We start from the raw sequence: 21,120 nt of genomic DNA, 5'->3' as shown, positions 1-21,120 counted from the left end.
CGGGATCAGCCGCGCGCGAGCTTCAGGTCCGGATACCGGACATGCTCGACCAGCTCCTGCGTGTCCCGGCGCGGGGCCGGGGTCAGCAGGCTCACGATGATGATCACCGCGAAGCCGATCGGCACGCCGAACAGGCCGGCCGAGATCGGCTGGATGCCCCACCACAGCTCCACCGGCGAGGTGACGCCGAAGATGCCGCGCAGCCACGGCTGGGTGGTGACCATGTAGTAGAAGGTCGTGCCCAGGCCGGCGATCATGCCCAGCGAGGCGCCCCACTTGTTGGCGCGCTTCCAGAACACGCCCAGCACCAGCGCCGGGAAGAACGCCGCCGCCGCGAACGAGAACGCCGCCGAGACCAGGAACAGGATGTCCGCCGGCTTCTGCGCCGCCACCGCCGCGGCCGCGAGGGCCACCACCAGCAGCAGGACCTTGGAGATCGTCACGCGGCGCGCGGTGGGCGCGTTCGGGTCGATCATCTTGTAGTACAGGTCGTGCGAGAGCGCGTTGGCGATCGTCAGCAGCAGGCCGTCGGCGGTGGACAGCGCCGCCGCCAGGCCGCCCGCGGCCACCATGCCCGAGATCACGTAGGGCAGCCCGCCGATCTCCGGCGTGGCCAGCACGATGATGTCGCCGCCGATGCGCATCTCGCCGAGCTGGAAGATGCCGTCCTTGTTGATGTCGGTGACGGACAGCAGCGCCGGGTCGACCTTGCCCCATTGCGCTATCCAGCCCGGCAACTTGTCGAACGGCGTGCCCACCAGCACGTTGAACACCTCGTACTTGACCAGCACCGCCAGGGCCGGCGCGGTGAAGTAGAGCAGGAAGATGAAGAACAGCGACCAGGTGACCGACTCACGCGCCTCCTTCACCGACGGCGTGGTGTAGTAGCGCATCAGGATGTGCGGCAGCGCGGCCGTGCCGACCATCAGGCAGAAGGTCAGCGCCAGGAAGTTGCGGCGCGACTCGTCGTAGGTCTTCTTCGCCTTCTCGTCGCCGTTCGGGTCACCGGCGAACTGCTGCGAGTGCACCGGCATGCCCGCCAGCGGCTTGGCGCGCCCCTCGTTGGCGGTCTTGGCCGCGGTCCAGGCCTTCTTCGCGTCGGCCTCGGTGGCCGGCAGCGCGGCAAGCGCCTTCTCGGCAGCCTGCACGTCCGCGAGCGGGGCGTTGGCCTCCTTCAGGTCGGCCAGCTTCTTCTGCGCCGCCGCCTTGTCGGCCGCCAGCGCCGCCGGGATGTCCTTCAGCTTGGCGTCGAACTCCTCGGCCTTGGCCTTGAAGGCGGCGATGACCTCCTTCTCCTTCGGGTCGTCCTTCAGCCGCTTCTCCGCCTCGGTGACCTTCTGCAGCTGGTAGCCGTAGACGGCCTGCGGGATCGGCACGCCGGTCTGCTTCACCGACAGCCAGACCACCGGCACCATGTAGGCGATGATCAGGATGATGTACTGCGCCACCTGCGTCCACGTGACGGCGCGCATGCCGCCCAGGAACGAACACACCAGGATGCCGCCCAGGCCGACGAAGATGCCGATCTCGAAGGCCAGGCCCGACAGCCGCGTGGTGATCAGGCCCACGCCGTAGATCTGCGCCACCACGTAGGTGAAGGAGCACAGGATCGCCGCCAGGATGCCGATGAAGCGCGGCAGGTTGCCCTCGTAGCGTGCGCCGAGGAAGTCGGGGATCGTGAACTGGCCGAACTTGCGCAGGTAGGGCGCGAGGAACAGCGCCACCAGGCAGTAGCCGCCGGTCCAGCCCATGATGAAGGCCAGGCCGCCGTAGCCGGTGAGGTAGAGCGTGCCGGCCATGCCGATGAAGCTGGCCGCGCTCATCCAGTCGGCGCCGGTGGCCATGCCGTTGTAGACCGCCGGCACGCGGCGCCCGGCCACGTAGTACTCGGCCGCGTCCGTGGTGCGGCTCATGATGCCGATGCCGGCGTACAGCGCGACGGTGGCGAGCAGGAAGATGAAGCCGATCCAGTTGCGCGGCAGCCCCATCTGCTCGAGCACTGCCAGCACGACGATGAACACGATGAAGCCGCCGGTGTACCAGCCGTACACCTTGTTGAGCTGCTGCTTGAACGCCCGGTTGGCCGCGGCGTTGGAGCCTGCGGCGTGTTCGAATCCTAGGCCTGCCATGTCATTCCTCCTCGGCGACGCCGTGTTCCTGGTCCAGCTTGTTCATGTAGCGAGCGTAGAACCAGATGATGACGACATAGACGATCAGCGCGCCCTGGGACGCGACCCAGAAGCTGAACGGCCAGCCGAAGAAGGTGAAGTTCAGCTCGCGTGCGTAGAACCCGACCACGTAGGTGACGACGAACCAGATCGCCAGCAGGATGCCGGTGATCCTCAGATTCTTGCGCCAGTACTGGTGGTGCCTCTCTGTCAGTTGCTGCATCGATATGCCTCCGACGTACTCTCTTCCGGGGATGGCCCGGCCCTCTTGCTGCTACGACTCCTGCACCGCGAGCCCGGTCTCGCGCTCGAGCTGCGCGGCGACCTTCGGCTCGAAGCCCTTCAGGTGGCGGATGATCCGGCGCGCCTCCTCGGGTTCGTGGCGGTCCACGTGCACCCGGGCCAGCTGGTACCAGCCGTACGGGCTCATGGGCTGCAGTTCGGTGTTGCGCTTCAGCGCGGCGACGGCCTCGTCGAAGCGGCGCTGGCGGATCAGGGTCAGGCCGAGGCCGTACCAGGCGCGGTCGAGCTTGTCGTCGAGTTCGACGGCGCGGCGGAAGGCGGCCTCGGCGTCGTCCACCCGGTCGGCCTCCTCGAGCATGAAGGCGAGGTTGAACCAGTCCGCGGCACTGCGCGCCGGGTGCGCGGCCACCAGCGCCTGCAGGTCGGCGATGGCGGCGTCGCGCGCGCCGCGCTGGGCACGCAGGTGGGCCCGGCTGGCCAGCGCATAGGCGTCGCCGGGGAACTGCGCCAGCATGGCGTCGAACACCGCCTCGGCGGCGGCCTGGCGGCCCAGCACGAGCAGCGCCAGGGCTTTGAGCTTGTGGCCGGTGTAGGCGAGATTCATTTGCAGTGCTCCACGCCGACTTGCAGGCAGAGGTTGATCTTCACGAGGGTCGCGATCGCCCACACCATCGCCAGCAGCACGAAGGCGGCCAGCGGGATGTGGCGGTCCAGCACGACACGCGGGGTGATCAGGCGCACGCCGCGCACGAACGGGTTGGTCAGGATCTGCAGGAGCCGGTAGAAGAAGTTGCGCTCGCGCCTGGCGCCGGCCAGCAGCGCGAGCAGGAACTGCCCGGCCAGCGCGAGCAATGCGATCTCCGCCACCAGCTTCACCGACGAGACGAACAGCAGCATTCGCACCCTTGTAAGGAAAGTGCAGGACTTTCTGACGAGACGGCTTACAGCTTTCTGACAAGTCGGGCCGGGCCGCGCGCTTCCCCGGATCGGGCAAACCCGCAATCGCGGCCTGAAAGAACTGCCAGGATGCGTGCGCAGACCACCATGCGAGAATGCGCCCCTTTCCGGAGCGCCCCGCACCATGGACATCGAACGCATCAACCAGATCGGCAACATGCTGGCCGACCTGAGCGCGCGCACCGACGCGCTGCGGAGGTATCTTTGACTACGACCGCAAGGCACTGCGCCTGAACGAGGTCAACGCGGCGCTCGAGAACCCGAACGTCTGGAACGAGCCCAAGCGCGCACAAGAACTGGGGCGCGAGAAGAAATCACTCGAGACGGTGGTCGACACCATCCGCCACCTCGAGGGCAACCTCGGTGACAACACCGAGCTGTACGAGATGGCCAAGGCCGATGGCGACGAGGCGAGCCTCGCGGCCATCGAGGCCGAGACCGCCAAGCTGCGCGAGATCGTCGAGCAGCTCGAGTTCCGCCGCATGTTCAACAACCCGGCGGACCCGGCCAACTGCTTCATCGACATCCAGGCCGGCGCCGGCGGCACCGAGGCCTGCGACTGGGCGCAGATGCTGCTGCGCCAGTACCTGAAGTACTGCGAGCGCAAGGGCTTCAAGGCCGAGGTGATGGAGGAGACCGAGGGCGACGTGGCCGGCATCCGCAGCGCCACGGTCAAGGTGGAGGGCGAGTACGCCTACGGCCTGCTGCGCACCGAAACCGGCGTGCACCGCCTGGTGCGCAAGAGCCCGTTCGACAGCTCGGGCGGCCGCCACACGAGCTTCGCCAGCCTGTTCGTCTACCCCGAGGTGGACGACTCGATCGAGATCGAGATCAACCCGGCCGACGTGCGCACCGACACCTTCCGCGCCAGCGGCGCGGGCGGGCAGCACATCAACAAGACCGACTCGGCGGTGCGCCTGACGCACATCCCGACCGGCATCGTCGTGCAGTGCCAGAACGACCGCAGCCAGCACCGCAACCGCGACGAGGCCTGGCAGATGCTGCGCTCGCGCCTGTACGAGCACGAGATGCGCAAGCAGCGCGAGGCGCAGCAGAAGCTCGAGGACAGCAAGACCGACGTGGGCTGGGGCCACCAGATCCGCAGCTACGTGCTGGACCAGAGCCGCATCAAGGACCTGCGCACCAACGTCGAGATCAGCAACACGCAGAAGGTGCTCGACGGCGACCTCGACGCCTTCATCGAAGCCAGCCTGAAGCAGGGGGTCTGACGCCGTGTGCGACGTGCAGGCCCTGCTGTTCGACCTCGACGGCACGCTGATCGACAGCATGCCGCACCACCATGACGCCTGGGTCGAGTGGCATGCGCGACGCGGCCTGGCCATCGACGCCGACGCCTTCTTCAAGGCCACCGCCGGGCGCACCAACGCCGAGATCCTGGCCGAGATGTACCCGGCCGCCAGCCGCGCCGAGATCGACGCGCTGGCCGACGAGAAGGAGGCGATCTACCGCGAGATCGCCGCGCGCACGCTGGCGCTGATCGGCGGGGCGCAGCGTTTCGCCGAGGCGGCCAAGGCGGCCGGCCTGCGCATGGCGGTGTGCACCGCCTCGACGCCGGAGAACATGGCGCTCGCCTTCGGCCGCTTCCCGATCCGCGAGTGGGTCGAGACGGTCACCTCGCCCGCCGACGGCCTGCGCGGCAAGCCCGAGCCGGACATCTTCCTCGAGGCCGCGCGCCGCCTCGGCGTGGAGCCGGCGCGCTGCATCGTGTTCGAGGACGCGCCGCTGGGCGTGGAGGCCGCGCGGCGCGCCGGCATGGACGCCGTGGCGCTGACCACCACGCTCCCGGCCGAGGCCTTTGCCGGCTACCCCAACCTGCTGGCCACGGCGGCGGATTTCGCCGGCCTCGATCTCCCTTCCCTGCTCCGCAAGCGAGAACAACACCATGCGTGAAGGCATCGCCCAGGTCGTGCGCCGCGAGGACTACCGCGCGCCGGCCTTCTGGATCCGCAACGTCGAGCTGAGCTTCGACCTCGACCCGGCCAAGACCCTGGTCAGCAGCCGCATGACGCTGCAACGCAACGCCGAGCGCCCCGGCGAGCCGCTGGTGCTCAACGGCGAGGGCCTGACGCTGCTGCGCGTGCTGGCCGACGGGCAAAGCGTCTCGTTCCGCCACGAGGGCGCGCTGCTGGTGATCGACAACCCGCCGGCCGGCGACGCCGAGGGCCGCTTCACGCTCGAGATCCGCAACACCTGCGCGCCGGAGAAGAACAGCGCGCTGTCGGGCCTCTACACCTCGGGCGGGGGCTTCTTCACGCAGTGCGAGGCGGAGGGCTTCCGCCGCATCACCTACTTCCTCGACCGCCCCGACGTGATGGCGGTGTACACCGTCACCCTACGCGCCGACAAGAAGCGCTGGCCGGTGCTGCTGTCCAACGGCAACCTGGTCGAAGAAGGCGATCTGGACAACGGCCGCCACTACGCCAAGTGGCACGACCCCTTCCCGAAGCCGAGCTACCTGTTCGCGCTCGTCGCGGCGGATCTCGTGGCGCGCCAGCAGCACGTGCGCACGCGCTCGGGCCAGGACCACCTGCTGCAGGTCTGGGTGCGCCGCGGCGACCTGGAGAAGACCGAGCACGCGATGAACTCGCTGATCGCGAGCGTCATCTGGGACGAGGCGCGCTTCGGCCTGAAGCTCGACCTCGAGCGTTTCATGATCGTCGCGGTGGGCGACTTCAACATGGGCGCGATGGAGAACAAGGGCCTGAACATCTTCAACACGAAGTACGTTCTGGCCAACCCCGCCACCGCCACCGACGGCGACTACGCCGGCATCGAGAGCGTGGTCGGCCACGAGTACTTCCACAACTGGACCGGCAACCGCATCACCTGCCGCGACTGGTTCCAGCTCAGCCTGAAGGAAGGCCTGACGGTGTTCCGCGACCAGGAGTTCAGCCAGGACATGGCGGGAACGCCGACGGCGCGCGCCGTCAAGCGCATCGAGGACGTGCGTATGCTGCGCGAGCGCCAGTACCCCGAGGACGCCGGCCCGATGGCGCACCCGGTGCGGCCCGACCAGTACCTGGCGATCGACAACTTCTACACCGCCACCGTCTACGAGAAGGGCGCCGAGGTGGTGCGCATGATGCAGACGCTGGTGGGCCGCGAGGGCTTCGCCAAGGGCATGACGCTGTACTTCGAGCGCCACGACGGCCAGGCCGTCACCTGCGACGACTTCGCGCAGGCCATCGCCGACGCCAACCCGGGCTCGGCGCTGGCCCATGCGCTGCCGCAGTTCAAGCGCTGGTACAGCCAGGCCGGCACGCCGCGCGTCAGCGCACGCGGCCGCTACGACACGCTGACGCGCCGCTACACGCTCGAGCTCACGCAGCAGGGCCTGCCCACGCCCGGCCAGCCCGACAAGCTGCCGTACGTGATCCCGCTGGCGATGGGCCTGCTGGCACGCGACGGGCGCGCCCTGCCGCTGCGCTTCCACGGCGAGGACGGCGAGGCGCCCACCGAGCGCGTGCTGGTGCTCGAGGAGCCGCGCAGCGTGTTCACCTTCGTCGACCTGGACGACGAGCCGGTGCCCTCGCTGCTGCGTCACTACTCGGCGCCGGTGACCCTGTCGGACGACCTGGGCGATGCCGACCTGCTGGTGCTGCTGCAGCACGACGCCGACGCGTTCAACCGCTGGGAGGCCGGCCAGCGCCTGGCGCTGAACCGGCTGCTGGCGGCAATCGACGGCGACATTCCGGCGCAGCCCGACGCCGCGTTCGTCGACGCGATGCGCGGCGTGCTGCGCCACCCGGCGCTCGACGCCGCCTTCAAGGCCCTGGTGCTGACCCTGCCGAGCGAGACCTTCATCGCCGAGCAGTGCCGCCAGGTCGACCCGCAGAAGATCCACGCCGCGCGCGAGGCGCTCCAGCTGCAGCTGGCGCATGCGCTGCGCGACGACTGGGCCTGGGCCTGGGAGGCGCACCAGGTGCGCGGCGGCTACCGCAGCGACCCGGTGTCCGCCGGCCAGCGCGCCTTGGCCAACCTGGCGCTGGCGATGCTGTGCCTGGACGGCACGGCGCGCGGCGAGGTGCTGTGGCAGGGCAAGGCCTACCAGCGCTTCAAGGACGCCACCAACATGACCGACCGCGAGGGCGCGCTGTGGGCGCTGCTGGCGGCGCATTCGGAGATGGCCGACCTGGCGCTGCCGCGCTTCCACGAGATGTTCCGCCACGAGCCGCTGGTGATCGACAAGTGGTTCCAGCTGCAGGCCACCGCCCCCGAGCGCGAGGGCCGCGTGTTCGCGCGCGTGAAGGCGCTGATGAAGCACCCGGACTTCACGCTCGCCAACCCGAACCGCGCGCGCAGCCTGGTGCGCGCGCTGTGCGCCGAGAACCCGGCCGCCTTCCACCGCCACGACGCGGCCGGCTACGTGTTCTGGGCCGAGCGGGTGATCGAGCTGGACGCGATCAACCCGGTGCTGGCCGCGCGCATCGCCCGCGCGATGGACCGCTGGAGCCACCTGGCCGAGCCCTGTCGCAGCGCGGCGCGCGAGGCGATCAGCCGCGTCGCCGCGCGCACCGAACTCTCCGACGACGTGCGCGAGGTGGTGAGCCGCGCGCTGGAAGGACATTGAGGACACCATGGCACGCCGAGTCAGCCTGACGCAATACCTGGTCGAGCAGCAGCGCGAGCACGGCCACATCCCGGCCGAGCTGCGCCTGCTGATCGAGGTGGTGGCGCGCGCCTGCAAGACCATCGCGATCTCGGTCAACAAGGGCGCGCTCGGCGAGGTGCTGGGCACGGCCGGCACCGAGAACGTGCAGGGCGAGGTGCAGAAGAAGCTCGACATCATCGCCAACGAGGTGCTGATCGAGGCCAACGAATGGGGCGGCCACCTGGCCGCGATGGCCAGCGAGGAGATGGACTCGATCCACCTCGTGCCCAACCGCTACCCGCAGGGCGAGTACCTGCTGCTGTTCGACCCGCTGGACGGCTCGAGCAACATCGACGTCAACGTCAGCATCGGCACCATCTTCTCGGTGCTGCGCAAGGTGGGCCACCACCGCGGCGTGAGCGAGCAGGATTTCCTGCAGCCCGGCCGCGCCCAGGCCGCCGCCGGCTACTGCATCTTCGGCCCGCAGAGCATGCTGGTGCTGACGGTGGGCGAAGGCGTCGCGGTGTTCACGCTCGACCGCGAGATGGGCTCCTGGGTGCTCACCGCCGACCACCTGCAGATCCCGGCGGACACCAAGGAGTTCGCGATCAACATGTCCAACCTGCGCCACTGGGCGGCGCCGATGCGGCGCTACATCGACGAATGCCTGGCCGGCAAGGACGGCCCGCGCGGCAAGGACTTCAACATGCGCTGGGTCGCCAGCATGGTGGCCGACGTGCACCGCATCCTGACGCGCGGCGGCATCTTCATGTACCCCTGGGACAAGCGCGAGCCCGACAAGCCGGGCAAGCTGCGCCTGCTCTACGAGGCCAACCCGATGAGCTTCCTCGTCGAGCAGGCCGGCGGCGCCGCCACCGACGGCACGCAGCGCATCCTCGACATCGTGCCGACGGCGCTGCACCAGCGCGTGAGCGTGATGCTCGGGTCGAAGAACGAGGTCGAGCGGGTGTCCACATACCACCGCGAGGCGGCGACGGGCTCCTGAAGCTGCCGCGTCACATTCGAATCGACCGCACTTGACGCGGTCCGGGCATTGCCGGTCGAATGTGCCCTGCGGACATGGTGACGGAGAGCGGCATGGACGACGCTCGGCAACGCTTGCGCGTGTTTATCTCGTACGCACGCGCGGATGCGACGGTGTTCGCCGAGGAACTGATGACCGGCCTGGACGTGGCCGGCTTCGACCCGTTCCTCGACCGACATGACATCGCCGCGGGCGAGGCATGGGAGGAGCGCCTCGCGGACCTCATCCTGGCGGCCGATACGGTCGTGTTCATCATCACGCCCGCGGCCGTCAAGTCGCCGCGATGCGCCTGGGAAGTCCAGAAGGCCGAGGAACTGTCCAAGCGCATCCTCCCGATCGTGGCCATCGACGTGACCGAGGCCGACACGCCCGCAGCGCTGCGGCGCCGCAACTACGTCTTGTTCTCGGGAGGCCGCTCGTTTGCCGCCGGCCTGCGCGACCTGTCCCAGGCGCTGCGACTGGATGTCGACTGGATCCGGGAACACACCCGGCTCGCAGAACTCGCTGCGCGTTGGGAGGGCCGCGGTCGTTCCGAAGCCCTGCTGCTGCGCGGCGCGGAACTCGACGCGGCCAAGACCTGGCTGGCCACCTGGGCGGCGCCCGCACCGGCACCCACCGAACTGCACCGCGCCTTCATAGGCGAAAGCGAGGCCGCCGAGCAGACCCGAACCAATGCTGAGCGAAAGCGTCTGGAGGAGGTTGCCTCCGCACAGGCGGAGCGCGGCCGGGCGTTGGGGCGCGCCAGACGGGCACTCGTCGCCGTCGGATTGCTGATGGCTTTGCTGCTGCTGGTGACTGCGTGGGGAGGGCTCAAGGTCATCGATCTCAATCGCGAAGTCCGTCGTGAACAGGACAACGTCAAGGCCGAAAGGTCGCGCGTCGCTGACGCCAGGCGCGATGTGGCCGAATTCAACCAAGGCGTCGAGAAGCTGCGCGCCCAGCTCGATTCGGTGCTGCTCCAGCTCGAGGGCACGGTCGGAACCGATCCTCGGGTTGCTGCGCAGGCGCGCGATCTGGGACGGCAGATCACCTCGGGTCTGCGCGCAAACATACGGCTCTCCCGGCATTTCACGCTCGCCGACCTGACGCTGTCCGAAACGGCCGGCATGCGAGGCATCGAGAACGCGCCGGACCCCGACTCGTTCGAGCGTCTTCGCAGCAGCGCGCAGCACCTGGATCGCATCAAGGAGCTGCTGAAGGGATGCCCGATCAGGATCGTCTCCGGGTACCGCGGACCGGCGCTCAATCGGGCCCTCCGGGGCGCGATGACGACGCACCACGCAACCGGCTACGCCTTCGACATCACCTGCGAAGAGTTCGGCACGCCCTATCGGATCGCCCGCACCATCGAGCAGTCAGAGGTCATGGCGGATATCGACCAGCTCTACCTGGAGCTTGGCAGATGGGTCCATGTCAGCTTCGACCCGCAGCGGCGCCGCCAGCTCATGACCACCTTCCGGGCCGACGGCGGTGGTCAAGGCAGGATGCCGCAGATCGTCGAGGTCTCGATCGACGGTAGGCTGGCGGGATCCGCGCCCGGCGCCGCACCGAAGTAGCACCGGTTTGCCCCGTCCCCAGCGAGGCCTGCTCACGCGGTGCCCGGTGGGCGCCCGCGATGGGACCGGCAGACGCGGTTACCGCCGTCGACCGGCGACCATGAGCGGGCGCGCCGACATCAGCCGTCGACGGACTGCACCGGGCCGGGAGCCGGCCCGAGCCCTGTGCAAGACAACACGGACGCGGCTCAGCTCCCCGCGAAGGCGAAGTCGATCTCCGGCTTCAGCCCCGCCACGATGCGCGCGATGCTCTTGCCCGAGCCGCAGGAGTGCGTCCAGCCCAGCGTGCCGTGGCCGGTGTTGAGGAACAGCTTGCGCAGCTTCGAGCGGCCGATGATCGGCACGTTGCTCGGCGTGGCCGGGCGCAGCCCGGTCCAGAACTGCGCCCGGCTCGTGTCGCCGGCGCCGGGGAAGAGCTGCTCGACGCGCCGCACGATGGCCTCGCAGCGCACGCGGTTCAGGTCGCGGTCGTAGCCGTTCAGTTCGGCCGTGCCGGCGATGCGCAGGCGATCGCCGAGGCGCGAGAACACCAGCTTGTACTCGTCGTCGGTGAGCGAGACCTGGTGCGCCATCGAGGCGTCCTTCACCGGCATCGTCACCGAGTAGCCCTTGGCCGGGTAGATCGGCAGCGTGATGCCCAGCGGCTTGGCGAGCAGCGGCGACAGGCTGCCCATCGCCAGCACGTAGGCATCGGCGCGGATCTGCTGGAAGCGGCCCTCGCCGTCGGTGGCCTCGACATGGTCGATCTCGCCGCCCGCCTCGCGCAGCGCGGTGACGGTGTGGCTCATCAGGAACCGCACGCCGTCGGCCTCGCAGCGCTTGACCAGCTCGCGCGCGAAGCGGTTCGCGTCGCCCGACTCGTCTTCCGCGGTGTAGGTGGCGCCGGCCAATGCGGGGCGGATGTGGCGCAGCGCGGGCTCCAGCCGCACCGCCTCGTCGGCCGAGATCACGCGGCGCTCGCAGCCGAGCGCGCGCATCTGCGCGGCCGGCGCCTCGGCGGCGTCGAACTCCTTCTCGCTCGTGTAGAAGTGCAGGATGCCCTGGGTGCGCTCGTCGTAGGCGATCTGCCGGTCGCGGCGCAGCTGCTGCAGCGTGTCGCGGCTGTAGGTGCCCAGGCGCACGATCTGCGCGATGTTGTGGCGCGTGCGCGCCGGCGTGCATTCGCGCAGGAACTGCAGGCCCCAGAGCCACTGGCGCATGTCGGCGCGCAGGCGGAAGAGCAGCGGCGCGTCCTCCTTGCCGAGCCACTTCAGCAGCTTCAGCGGCGCACCGGGGTTGGCCCAGGGTTCGGCATGGCTGACCGAGATCTGCCCGCCGTTGGCGAAGCTGGTTTCGGCCGCCGGCGCGGCCTGGCGGTCGATGACGGTGACGTCGAATCCCTGCTGGCGCAGGAAGTAGGCCGAGGTGACGCCGAGCAGGCCGGCGCCGAGTACCACCACGTTCATGATCAGGACTCCGAAGGAACAGGTCACGCGCACGACGGATGTCGTGCGCTTGCCGCTCCCCCTGTCCTCGGTACCTGAGAGTTTCGACGCCCGCGCGGGGCGCCTTGCTCCTTCGGTGCGTCACGCGTGTGACGGCTCTCCAGACGGCGATGGTGTGGTGCAGTACGGGCCCTGAGCGTTCATGGGAGTTTGCGCCTTCGGGGGCCGGGCACGGGCCCGGCACTCTCCTGCAGAAAAGGGATTCTACGGGTGCTGGGGCAGGCCCTCCGCGCTCAGGAAGCGCTGCGCCAGCCGCACCCAGAAGGCGCTGCCGACCGCGATGTTGGCGTCGTTGAAGTCGTAGCCGGGATGGTGGACCATGCAGCCGCCGCCGCAGGGACGGTCGTCGCCCGCGTCGCCGTTGCCGATCAGCAGGTAGCTGCCGGGCACGCGCTCGAGCATGAACGCGAAATCCTCGCTGCCGGTCAGCGGCGGGCCCTGCAGCGTGACGTGGTCCGGCCCGAGCAGATCGAGCGCCACCTCGCGCGCCAGCGCGGTCTCCCACGGCGTGTTGACGAGCACCGCGTAGCCGGCGCGCCAGTCGACCTGCGCGCTGACGCCGAAGCTCTGCGCCTGCGACAGCGCGATCGCGCGGATGCGCTGCTCGAGCAGCGTGCGCACCCCGCGGTCGAGCGCACGCACGCTGAGCTCGAGCGTGGCGCTGGCCGGGATCACGTTGTTGGCCTGGCCCGCGTGCAGCGCACCCACCGTCACCACTGCGGCCTGCAGCGGATCGACGTTGCGCGACACCACGGTCTGCAGCGCCATCACCAGGCTGGCGGCCGCCACCACCGGATCGGCCGCGTGCTGCGGCATCGCGCCGTGGCCGCCGGTGCCGGTGAGCGTGATGGTGGCGTAGTCCGACGAGGCCATCGCCGCGCCCTCGCGCAGCACCAGCCGGCCCTGCGCGATGCCGGGCATGTTGTGCATCGCGAACACGGCGTCGCAGGGGTGCTTCTCGAATAGGCCGTCGGCCATCATGCGCAGCGCGCCGCCGCCGCCCTCCTCGGCCGGCTGGAAGATCAGGTTCAGCGTGCCGTCGAAGCGCCCTTCCTCGGCCAGATGGCGCGCGGCGGCCAGCAGCATCGCGGTGTGGCCGTCGTGGCCGCAGGCGTGCATCAGCCCGGGGCGCCGGCTGGCCCACTCGACGCCGCTCGCCTCGCTGATCGGCAGCGCGTCCATGTCGGCGCGCAGGCCGAGCCGGCGCAGCCCTTGGCCGCGCACCAGCGTGCCGACCACGCCGGTGCCGCCCAGGCCGCGTTCCACCGTGTAGCCCCAGGTCGCGAGCTTGTCGGCCACCAGCGCGGCGGTGCGGTGCTCCTCGAAGGCCAGCTCCGGGTGGCGGTGGATGTCGCGCCGCAGGCCGATGAACTCGGCGGCGCGCTGTCGCGCGGCGTCCAGCAGGTAGGTCACGTCGCCTCCGCGCTCACTGCGGCTGCAGGTTGATCTGCTTCGCGATGGCGCGATAACGTGCCGTCTCGGCGTCGAAGAACTTCGTCGCCTCGGCCAGCGTCATCGGCGCCGACGGATGCTGGGTCTGCGCCGCGAGCTGCGTGCGCACGGTCGGGTCCTGCAGCGTCCGGCCGATCGCGGCGTGCAGCCGCACGACCACGTCCTCGGGCGTGTTCTTCGGCACCATGAAGCCGGTCCAGATCTTGTAGGAGAAGTTCTTCAGGGCCTGGCCTTCGCCGACCGTGGGCACGTTCTTCAGCAGCTCCGAGCGCTGTGCGCCGAGCTGGCCGATCACCTTCAGGCGCCCCTGTTCGGCCAGCGCGCCCATCGCGGCGCTGTAGACCAGCACGGCGAAGTCGACCTGCCCGCCGCCGATGTCCTGCAGCAGCGGCGCGTTGCCCTTGTACGGCACGTGCGCGAGCGTGATGCCGGTCGAGGCCTGCACGTGCTCGAGGATCAGGTGGTAGAGCGAGCCGACGCCCACGCTGCCGTAGGTCAGCGGCTTGGCGGACGACTGGCGCGCCAGCGCGATCAGCTCGTCGACGCTGTTGACCGGCAGGTCCTTGCGCGTCACGAACACCATCACCGCATCGGCCACCGGGTGCACGAGGCGGAAGTCCTCGGTCTTCAGCTTCACCGCGGCATTGGCCAGCGGCGAGAGGATCACCTCGTTGGGCGAACCCTGGAAGACGTAGTGGCCGTCGGCCGGTGCCGCCAGCACCTTCTGCGCCGCCAGCGCGCCGCTGACGCCGCCCAGGTTCTCCACCAGCACCTGCTGGCCGAGCTCCTTGCCGAGCGGGACGTTGAAGATGCGCGCGATCGCGTCCGACGGGCCACCCGCCGGGTAGGGAACCATCAGGTTGACCGGCTTGCCGGGCGAGCCCTGCGCGACGGCTGCGCCGGCGCCGAGCAGCAGGCCGGCCGCGAGGACCAGGGAGCGGGGGAACGTGAGCTTCGGCATACGGACTCCTCGAAGGGTGGATCCCGGCGTTCAGGCAGGGTGCGGGGCCAATGTAGGAGCGGCCAAAAACAAAGTCCAATGCATTGTTCTTTGAATCAGTATGATTCTGACGTTGGATCGAAGCAGGCCCGACCATGACCCTCGTGCAGCTCCGGCACCTCGTCTCGCTGGCCGAGACCGGCTCGTTCAGCAAGGCCGCGCAGGCGCAGTTCCTCACCCAGCCCGCGCTCAGCCGCAGCATCCGTGCGCTCGAGGACGAGCTCGGCACGGCGCTGTTCGACCGCATCGGCCGCCGCATCGAGCTGACGCCCTTCGGCCGCGAGACGCTGGAGCGCGCCAAGCTGCTGCTGACCGACGCCGACGAACTGCAGGCCAGCAGCCGGCGCCACCGCTCGGGCGAGGCGGGCGTGCTGCGCCTGGGCATGGGCTCGGGCCCGGGCGCGATGCTGATGACACCGCTGCTGCTGCAGACGGCGCAGCAGCGGCCGCAGCTGCGACTCGAGATCGCACGCGGCGGTACCGAGCTGCTGGTGCAGGCGCTGCGCGGGCGCACGCTGGATGCGCTGGTGGTCGACGCGCGTTCGCTGCGCCCGGCCGCCGACCTGCGCGCCGAGTTCCTGCACGAGATGCGCGGCGCCTTCATGGTGCGCCGCGGCCACCCGCTGGCGCGGCGCCGTGGCGGCGTGGCCTTCGACGACCTGCTGCGTTACCCGATCGCCTCCACGCCGCTGTCCGACGAGGTGGCGCGCCTGCTGATCGAGCGCTACGGGCCACGCGCACACCCGGGCGAATGCGTCACGCTGCGCTGCGACGAGCTCCCGAGCCTGGTCGAGGTGGCGCTACACAGCGACGCGGTGCTGCTGGCCATCCGTGCCGCCGCGCCCGGGCTGGTCGAACTGACGCTGCGTCCGGCACTCGACGCCACCGCCCGCTTCGGCCTGGTCACGCTGGCGCGCCGCAGCGAGCCGCCGGGGCTCGCGGACGTGCGCCGGCTGATGGCGCAGCAGCTGCAGGACCCACCCGCCGCGCGCTGACCAGCTCACCCGCGCCGCGCCGCGATCCACCCCTCGATGCGCTGCTCCAGCAGCGCCAGCGGCAGCGGCCCGTCGCCCAGCACGGCGTCGTGGAACGCCGCGATGTCGAAGCGCTCGCCGAGCGCCTGCCGCGCGCGCTCGCGCAGCTGCTGGATCTTCAGCGAGCCGATCTTGTAGCCCAGCGCCTGGGCCGGCCAGGCGAGATAGCGCAGCACCTGGCTTTGCGCGATCGGCGGCCACAGGCCGGCCTCGTCCACCAGGTAGGCCACGGCCTGCTCGACGCTCCAGCCCTGCGCGTGCAGGCCGGTGTCGACCACCAGCCGCGCCGCGCGAAACACCTCCAGGCGCAGCTGGCCGACATAGGCGGCCGGGTCCTCGTACAGCCCCATCTCGTGGCCCAGCGTCTCGGCGTACAGCGCCCAGCCCTCGCCGTAGGCGTTGATCCAGCCGCGGCGCCGGAAGCTCGGCAGGCGCATCTCCTGCTGCAGCGCCATCTGGAAGTGGTGGCCCGGCTGGCCCTCGTGCAGGAACAGCGCCGCCATGCCGGTGGATTCGTAGCTGGCCGGATCGTTGATCACGGCCCAGAAGATGCCGGGCCGCGATCCGTCTTCGGCCGGCACGGCATAGTGGTCGGAGGCGGTGGCGCGGGTCAGCTCGGGCTCGGGGCGGATGTCGAGGCCGGCGCGCGGCCGGCGGCCGAACAGGCGCGGCAGCTGCTCGCGCACGCGCCGGTCGATCTCGCGGTAGGCCTCGATGATCTGCGCCTCGCTGCGGAACGGCCGGAAGCGCGCCTGCTCGTGCACCCAGGCGAGCAGGCCGCGCGGCTCGCCGGCGTAGCCGAGCGCCGGGCCGAGGCGCGCCAGCTCGGCCTGGATGCGTGCCACCTCCTGGCGCCCGAGCGCGTGGATCTCCTCCGGGCCGAGCTCGGTGGTGGTCTGGTCGCGCACCCACTGGCGGTACCAGGCCGCGCCGTCGGGCAACGCACCCCAGCCCGGTGCGCTGGCACTGGCGGGCAGGTACTCGCGCTCGACGAACTCGGCCAGCTGGCGCATCGCCGGGGCCACCTGGCGCTCGACCACCGCGCGCCAGGCCTGCTGCAGGCGCTGGCGCTCGCGTGCCGGCCAGGCCGCCGGCAGGCGCGTGGCCGGGCCCCAGAACGGGTTCTCCTCGAGCCGGCGGCTGCCCAGCGGGCGCAGCTGCGCCAGCACCGATTCGACCACCGGGCGCGGCCGCACGACGCCGCGGGCCATGCCCTCGCGCATGTTGGCGATGGCCTGCGCCGACCAGGCCGGAAGGCTGCCGACGCGCTTCAGGTAGGCACGTTGCTGCGCCGGCGTGGCCAGCGGCTGCTCGCCCTGCCCGCTGGCGAAGTTGGCCAGCAGCACGGGCACCGAATCCATCTGCTGCAGCGGCATCAGGTGGTCCGGGAAAGGTTCGAAGCCGAGCCGCGTGGCCAGCTCGCGCGCCAGCAGGTCGTGCGTCAGCGCGTCGCCCGGCGCGAGCGCGGCGCGCGGGATCAGCGCCAGCTCGCGCTGTGCCTCGCGCAGCATCGAGAAGCGGGCCTGGCGCTGCGCCGGCGCGATGGTCAGCGGCAGGCGGTCGTCGAAGCGGTTGTCGCCGAACAGCGTGGCGGCGTAGAGCGGATCGAAGCGCGCCTGCGCCTCGTAGTAGCGCTCGGCGAGCGAAGCCAGGGCCCGCGCCGGATCGGCAGCGCGCGCCGGGCCGACCAGCGCTGCGCCGGCCGCGCCGAGCAGGACCTGGCGGCGTGTCGGTCCACGGGCGGACAGCAGGTTCGGGGGCATCGTCGGGTGGGGAGTTCGCGGCGCCCAAGCATAGGGGCCGCGCCCTCGGCGTGACGAGCCCCTAGGCCCTAGACGATCACCGACTGCTGCGCGATGCCCGCGTCCACCAGCACATGCTGCCCGGTCATGCCGTCGGCGTCGTCGCTGGCGAGGAACAGGGTCGCGCGCGCCACGTGGCCCGGGTCGAGCCGGATCTTCAGGCACTGCGCATCGAGGAAGGCCTGGTCCGCGGCCGGGTCGCGGTGCAAGGTGGTCTGGCGCTCGGTGACGATCGCGCCGGGCACGATCGCGTTGACGCGGATGTTCCGGCCGCCCAGCTCGCGCGCCAGCGTGCGCGTCAGGCCGAGGATGCCCGCCTTGGCGGTGGTGTAGCCCACCAGGTGGGGCCGGCCGCGCATCCAGCTCACCGAACCCATGTTGACGATGCTGCCGCCGCCTGATTCCGCCATCTTCGGCGTCACGGCCTGGATGGCGAAGAAGTAGTGCTTCAGGTTCAGCGCCAGGCGGTCGTCCCAGAACTCGGACGTGACCTCCTCCATCGCGTGCCGGTCGTCGCGGCCGGCGTTGTTGACGAGCACGTGCACCGGGCCCTGCTCGCTCATCAGCGCGGTCAGCAGCGCCTGGTAGGCTGCCACGTCGCGCACGTCGCAGGCGCCGTACCACGGTGCCGGGTGGCCGGCAGCGACCAGCTCGTCGATCAGCGCCCGGCCGCCTTCCGGCCGGGTGCCGCAGAAGGCGACGCGCGCGCCCTGCGCGGCGAAGGCACGCACCAGCTCGGCGCCGATGCCCGAGCTGCCGCCGGAGACGAACACCAGCTTGTCGCGCAGCGAGGCGTACTGCGTGTAGGCCCGGCCCATCAGCACAGCTCCGCCGGCAGCACGTCGCGCAAGGCCACCGGCGCGCCGGTCTCGATGCTGCGGTGCGCGGCCAGGCCCACGGCCACGGCACGCAGGCCTTCGTCGAGCGGGATCTCGGCCGGCAGCCCCTCGCGCACCGCCTGCGCAAACTTCTGGTGCTCGATGTACGAGGCGCCGAAGTGCTGGCCGGCGTAGCGGATGTTGGTGTCCCACACGCGCCGCACCGAGACGCCGCGGCCGGTGCCCGAGGGCTGGCCCCAGACCTCGCGCCGGCCCCAGTCGGCGCGCCGGCCGTGGCGCAGCGTGAGCGAGGGCAGCAGCGATTCGAGCTTGCCTTCGGCGCCGACGATCACGATGTGCTCGTTGTCGGTCGAGTTCTCGGCGAACATGCACAGGTCGAGCATCGCGCGCGCGCCGCTGGCGTACTCGACGATCACGTAGGCCGAGTCGAGGATGTCGGGCACCTTGCCGTCGTAGCGTTCGTCGAGGTGGTTGACGCGCTGCCCGCCCGAGGCGAACACACGCACGGCTCGCTCGCGCAGGATCAGCTCCATCAGGTTGAAGTAGTGGCAGCACTTCTCCACCAGCGTGCCGCCGGTGTTGGCGGAGAAGCGGTTCCAGTCGCCCACCTTCGGGTAGAAGGGTTCGCGGTGCTCGCGGATGCCGACCTGGTGCAGCCTGCCGATCTCGCCCGCATGCGCGATGCGGATCATCTCGGCCACCGGCGGCATGTAGCGGTATTCCTGCGCCACCCAGGTGATGGCTTTCCGGCCCTGCGCGCGCCGCAGCAGGTCGAGCCCGTCGGCCACCGTGGTGACGAGCGGCTTCTCGGCCAGGATGGGCAGGTCGGTGGCGAGCGCATCGCGCAGCACCGTGGCATGGGTGTGGTTCGGCGAGGCGATCACGACGGCGTCGCACCGGCCGGAGGCCAGCAGGTCCTCGTGGCGCTCGAACAGCGCCGGGCGCCAGCCGTCGACCAGCGTGGCCGCCGCGTCGCGGCTCGGGCCGTGCGGGTCGGCGATGGCGGTGACCTCGGCGCCGCCCATCGCGTGCAGGTTCAGCAGATGCTCGCGGCCCATGCTGCCGCAGCCGATGATGCCGTAGCGGATCTTCTCCTTCACTGGCTTCAACCCTTCAGTCCACCTTGGGTGAGTCCGCCGACGACGCGCTCCTGGAACGCCGCGATCAGCACCGCGATCGGCACGATGGCGACGATCAGCGCCGCCGAGATGATCGGCCAGGGGAAGGTGAACTCGCCCTGGTACAGCGTGATGCCCACCGGCAGCGTGCGCATGCTGGCGCTGGCGTTGAGCGACAGTGCCAGCAGGAACTCGTCCCAGGCGTTGACGAAGGCAAGGATGCCGGCGGTGAACACGCCCGGCGCGGCCAGCGGCACGACCACGCGCACCAGCGCACCGACACGCGTGCAGCCGTCGATCATCGCGGCGTTCTCCAGGTCTTTCGGGATGGCCTGGAAGAAGCTCACCAGCACCAGCGTGCAGACCGGCAGGTTCAGCACCACGTAGGGCAGCACCAGCGCGGTGTAGGTGTTGAGCAGGTTCATCGCCCGCATGGTCTCGAAGATCGGCACCAGCAGCGTGACCAGCGGGAACATGCTCGAGGCGACGATGCAGGTCAGGATCAGTTGCCGCCGCTTCAGGTTCAGCCGCGCGATGGCATAGGCCGCGCAGGAGGCGACCAGCAGCGAGAACACCGTCGCCACCAGCGCCACCACCACGCTGTTGCCGAGGTAGCGCAGCAGCGGCTGGTCGGTGAAGGCCTGCACGTAATTCTGCAGCGTCGGCCCGTGCGGCCAGTAGGTGATGGGCTTGCTCACCAGCTCGGCCTCGGTCTTCAGCGAGGTCAGCAGGATCCACACCGCCGGGAAGAAGCCGTTGAGCACCACGATGCCTGCGGCGATCAGGCGCAGCGACTTCGGCGAGAGAAAGGGCAGCGGCTTGTCGACCATCGTGGCCTCACCCGGCGTTGCGGCCGATGCGGCGCAGGTAGACCGCCGTCACGGCGAGCGACAGCAGGAACATGAACACCGCCAGCGTCGAGCCGTAGCCGACGTCGAGGTAGTCGATCGTCGTCTTGTGGATCAGCATCGCCAGCGTCTCCGTGCTGTTGCCCGGGCCGCCCTTGGTCATCGTGTAGGGGATGTCGAAGGTCTGCAGCGCGGTGATGGTGCGGAAGATCAGCGCGACGATGATCGAGGGCATCAGCATCGGGATCGTGATCTGCCAGAACTGCTGCCAGCGGCTCGCACCGTCGACCTCGGCTGCCTCGTAAAGCGACTTCGGGATCATCTGCAGGCCGGCGAGCAGGATCAGCGCCATGAACGAGCTGGTCTTCCAGACGATCGTCGCGCAGATCGCCGCGAAGGCCCAGTTTGGCCGCAGGAGCCACATCGTCGGCTCGCTTCCCGACGATGACGGGCCGAAGCGGCGCAGCACGTCGTTGACCACGCCGTACTCGGTGTGGAAGAACCACGCGAAGATCAGGCCGGCGAAGGACAGCGGCAGCGCCCAGGGCAGCAGGAGCGCCAGGCGCACCGGCCATTGCCGCTTGAACGGCAGGTTCGCGAGCATCGCCAAGCCGAGCCCGACCACCAGCGCGCCCGGCACGGTGATCAGCGTGATCAGCACGGTGTTCTTGGTCGCGTTCCAGAAGTCCTTGTCCTGCAGCACCAGGGCGTAGTTCTCCCAGCCGACGAACTTCACCGTGCCGCCGCCGGACAGGCGCAGGTCGAAGAAGCTGTTCCAGATCAGCTTGCCGATCGGGTAGACCACGATCAGCGCCAGCAGCAGGAAGGCCGGCGCGAGCAGCAACACGCCGAGCGTGCGCTCGTTGGGGTCGCTCGCGCGGTCGAGCCAGCTTCGAGGAGCAGACATGTCAGACGCAGTTGGTGGCCGAAACCGCGGACGTGGACGCCCCGCCCCTCGCATC

The 21,120-nt window shown here is 70.1% G+C and carries 18 protein-coding genes and 1 riboswitch; of the genes, 6 read left to right on the top strand and 12 right to left on the bottom strand.

The genetic code is table 11. From position 1 onward, the window contains the following. Positions 1-5: 5 nt before the first annotated feature. Genes D9C15_RS16750 through D9C15_RS16735 form a run of 4 tightly spaced genes read right to left on the bottom strand, consistent with a single transcriptional unit; the run spans position 6 to position 3,308 of the window. A complete protein-coding gene (locus D9C15_RS16750; protein WP_127999268.1) occupies positions 6-2,129 on the bottom strand; it encodes a VC_2705 family sodium/solute symporter in 2,124 nt (707 codons plus the stop codon). A gap of 1 nt (position 2,130) precedes the next feature. Further along, on the bottom strand, positions 2,131-2,391 hold the full coding sequence (locus D9C15_RS16745; protein WP_127999267.1) for a DUF4212 domain-containing protein: 261 nt from the start codon (positions 2,389-2,391) through the stop codon (positions 2,131-2,133). Between the two features lie 51 nt (positions 2,392-2,442). Further along, positions 2,443-3,015, bottom strand: coding sequence for a tetratricopeptide repeat protein (locus D9C15_RS16740; RefSeq protein WP_127999265.1), 573 nt, complete (start codon positions 3,013-3,015; stop codon positions 2,443-2,445). Next, positions 3,012-3,308, bottom strand: coding sequence for a hypothetical protein (locus tag D9C15_RS16735; protein ID WP_127999263.1), 297 nt, complete (start codon positions 3,306-3,308; stop codon positions 3,012-3,014). The genes D9C15_RS16740 and D9C15_RS16735 overlap by 4 nt, the downstream gene beginning before the upstream one ends. A gap of 184 nt (positions 3,309-3,492) precedes the next feature. On the opposite strand from D9C15_RS16735, the gene prfB reads away from it, so the two are divergent. The 5 genes from prfB (at position 3,493) to D9C15_RS16710 (ending at position 10,581) form a co-directional block, all read left to right on the top strand. Next, positions 3,493-4,597 (top strand): peptide chain release factor 2 gene (prfB, locus tag D9C15_RS16730; protein WP_127999261.1). Its coding sequence is split into 2 segments (ribosomal slippage): positions 3,493-3,573 and positions 3,575-4,597, totalling 1,104 coding nucleotides; the frame shifts between segments, so codons are not numbered across the junction. 4 nt (positions 4,598-4,601) lie between these two features. Continuing rightward, a complete protein-coding gene (locus tag D9C15_RS16725) occupies positions 4,602-5,279 on the top strand; it encodes an HAD family hydrolase (protein ID WP_240668436.1) in 678 nt (225 codons plus the stop codon). After that, positions 5,272-7,959, top strand: a complete 2,688-nt coding sequence (gene pepN, locus D9C15_RS16720) for an aminopeptidase N (protein WP_127999259.1) — start codon at positions 5,272-5,274, stop codon at positions 7,957-7,959. Before D9C15_RS16725 ends, pepN begins: the two co-directional genes overlap by 8 nt. Positions 7,960-7,966: 7 nt before the next feature. Beyond that, positions 7,967-8,986 (top strand): class 1 fructose-bisphosphatase, encoded by a 1,020-nt coding sequence (locus D9C15_RS16715; RefSeq protein ID WP_127999257.1) that lies wholly within the window; start codon positions 7,967-7,969, stop codon positions 8,984-8,986. Positions 8,987-9,078: 92 nt separating this feature from the next. After that, complete coding sequence (locus D9C15_RS16710) at positions 9,079-10,581, top strand: TIR domain-containing protein (RefSeq protein ID WP_164886753.1); 1,503 nt, start codon at positions 9,079-9,081, stop codon at positions 10,579-10,581. Positions 10,582-10,769: 188 nt separating this feature from the next. Here D9C15_RS16710 and D9C15_RS16705 read toward each other — a convergent pair whose 3' ends face one another. From D9C15_RS16705 to D9C15_RS16695, 3 genes are all read right to left on the bottom strand, one after another. After that, entirely contained in the window at positions 10,770-12,026 is a 1,257-nt protein-coding gene (locus tag D9C15_RS16705) for a D-amino acid dehydrogenase (RefSeq protein WP_127999253.1), read from the bottom strand. A gap of 51 nt (positions 12,027-12,077) precedes the next feature. Further along, positions 12,078-12,179: riboswitch (glycine riboswitch) on the bottom strand. 90 nt (positions 12,180-12,269) lie between these two features. Beyond that, on the bottom strand, positions 12,270-13,478 hold the full coding sequence (locus D9C15_RS16700) for a M20 aminoacylase family protein (RefSeq protein ID WP_127999251.1): 1,209 nt from the start codon (positions 13,476-13,478) through the stop codon (positions 12,270-12,272). Positions 13,479-13,491: 13 nt separating this feature from the next. Beyond that, on the bottom strand, positions 13,492-14,478 hold the full coding sequence (locus tag D9C15_RS16695; protein ID WP_127999249.1) for a tripartite tricarboxylate transporter substrate binding protein: 987 nt from the start codon (positions 14,476-14,478) through the stop codon (positions 13,492-13,494). A gap of 134 nt (positions 14,479-14,612) precedes the next feature. Here D9C15_RS16695 and D9C15_RS16690 point away from each other — a divergent pair, with 134 nt between their 5' ends. Further along, on the top strand, positions 14,613-15,512 hold the full coding sequence (locus tag D9C15_RS16690) for a LysR family transcriptional regulator (protein ID WP_127999247.1): 900 nt from the start codon (positions 14,613-14,615) through the stop codon (positions 15,510-15,512). 5 nt (positions 15,513-15,517) lie between these two features. Here D9C15_RS16690 and D9C15_RS16685 read toward each other — a convergent pair whose 3' ends face one another. The 5 genes from D9C15_RS16685 to D9C15_RS16665 form a co-directional block, all read right to left on the bottom strand. Beyond that, entirely contained in the window at positions 15,518-17,314 is a 1,797-nt protein-coding gene (locus D9C15_RS16685) for a DUF885 domain-containing protein (protein ID WP_127999245.1), read from the bottom strand. A 68-nt stretch (positions 17,315-17,382) separates the two neighbouring features. Then, complete coding sequence (locus tag D9C15_RS16680; protein WP_127999243.1) at positions 17,383-18,171, bottom strand: SDR family NAD(P)-dependent oxidoreductase; 789 nt, start codon at positions 18,169-18,171, stop codon at positions 17,383-17,385. Beyond that, positions 18,171-19,292 (bottom strand): Gfo/Idh/MocA family protein, encoded by a 1,122-nt coding sequence (locus D9C15_RS16675; protein ID WP_127999241.1) that lies wholly within the window; start codon positions 19,290-19,292, stop codon positions 18,171-18,173. The genes D9C15_RS16680 and D9C15_RS16675 overlap by 1 nt, the downstream gene beginning before the upstream one ends. Positions 19,293-19,297: 5 nt before the next feature. Beyond that, a complete protein-coding gene (locus D9C15_RS16670) occupies positions 19,298-20,140 on the bottom strand; it encodes a carbohydrate ABC transporter permease (RefSeq protein WP_127999239.1) in 843 nt (280 codons plus the stop codon). Between the two features lie 7 nt (positions 20,141-20,147). Continuing rightward, entirely contained in the window at positions 20,148-21,065 is a 918-nt protein-coding gene (locus tag D9C15_RS16665; protein ID WP_127999237.1) for a carbohydrate ABC transporter permease, read from the bottom strand. Positions 21,066-21,120: the final 55 nt, after the last annotated feature.

Source organism: Piscinibacter defluvii (genome assembly GCF_004011805.1).
GTDB classification, from domain to species: Bacteria; Pseudomonadota; Gammaproteobacteria; order Burkholderiales; family Burkholderiaceae_C; genus Piscinibacter; species Piscinibacter defluvii.
Note: the sequence above shows the minus strand (reverse complement) of the source record. Positions and strands in the feature narration are given on the sequence as shown.

Excerpts from the sequence above, each read along its gene's own strand:
- D9C15_RS16685 (WP_127999245.1), bottom strand. The coding sequence starts at position 17,314 with ATGCCCCCGAACCTGCTGTCCGCCCGTGGACCGACACGCCGCCAGGTC.
- D9C15_RS16705 (WP_127999253.1), bottom strand. The coding sequence starts at position 12,026 with ATGAACGTGGTGGTACTCGGCGCCGGCCTGCTCGGCGTCACCTCGGCC.
- D9C15_RS16670 (WP_127999239.1), bottom strand. The coding sequence starts at position 20,140 with ATGGTCGACAAGCCGCTGCCCTTTCTCTCGCCGAAGTCGCTGCGCCTG.
- D9C15_RS16665 (WP_127999237.1), bottom strand. The coding sequence starts at position 21,065 with ATGTCTGCTCCTCGAAGCTGGCTCGACCGCGCGAGCGACCCCAACGAG.
- pepN (WP_127999259.1), top strand. The coding sequence starts at position 5,272 with ATGCGTGAAGGCATCGCCCAGGTCGTGCGCCGCGAGGACTACCGCGCG.
- D9C15_RS16710 (WP_164886753.1), top strand. The coding sequence starts at position 9,079 with ATGGACGACGCTCGGCAACGCTTGCGCGTGTTTATCTCGTACGCACGC.
- D9C15_RS16740 (WP_127999265.1), bottom strand. The coding sequence starts at position 3,015 with ATGAATCTCGCCTACACCGGCCACAAGCTCAAAGCCCTGGCGCTGCTC.
- D9C15_RS16715 (WP_127999257.1), top strand. The coding sequence starts at position 7,967 with ATGGCACGCCGAGTCAGCCTGACGCAATACCTGGTCGAGCAGCAGCGC.
- D9C15_RS16690 (WP_127999247.1), top strand. The coding sequence starts at position 14,613 with ATGACCCTCGTGCAGCTCCGGCACCTCGTCTCGCTGGCCGAGACCGGC.
- D9C15_RS16745 (WP_127999267.1), bottom strand. The coding sequence starts at position 2,391 with ATGCAGCAACTGACAGAGAGGCACCACCAGTACTGGCGCAAGAATCTG.
- D9C15_RS16735 (WP_127999263.1), bottom strand. The coding sequence starts at position 3,308 with ATGCTGCTGTTCGTCTCGTCGGTGAAGCTGGTGGCGGAGATCGCATTG.
- D9C15_RS16680 (WP_127999243.1), bottom strand. The coding sequence starts at position 18,171 with ATGGGCCGGGCCTACACGCAGTACGCCTCGCTGCGCGACAAGCTGGTG.
- D9C15_RS16750 (WP_127999268.1), bottom strand. The coding sequence starts at position 2,129 with ATGGCAGGCCTAGGATTCGAACACGCCGCAGGCTCCAACGCCGCGGCC.
- D9C15_RS16695 (WP_127999249.1), bottom strand. The coding sequence starts at position 14,478 with ATGCCGAAGCTCACGTTCCCCCGCTCCCTGGTCCTCGCGGCCGGCCTG.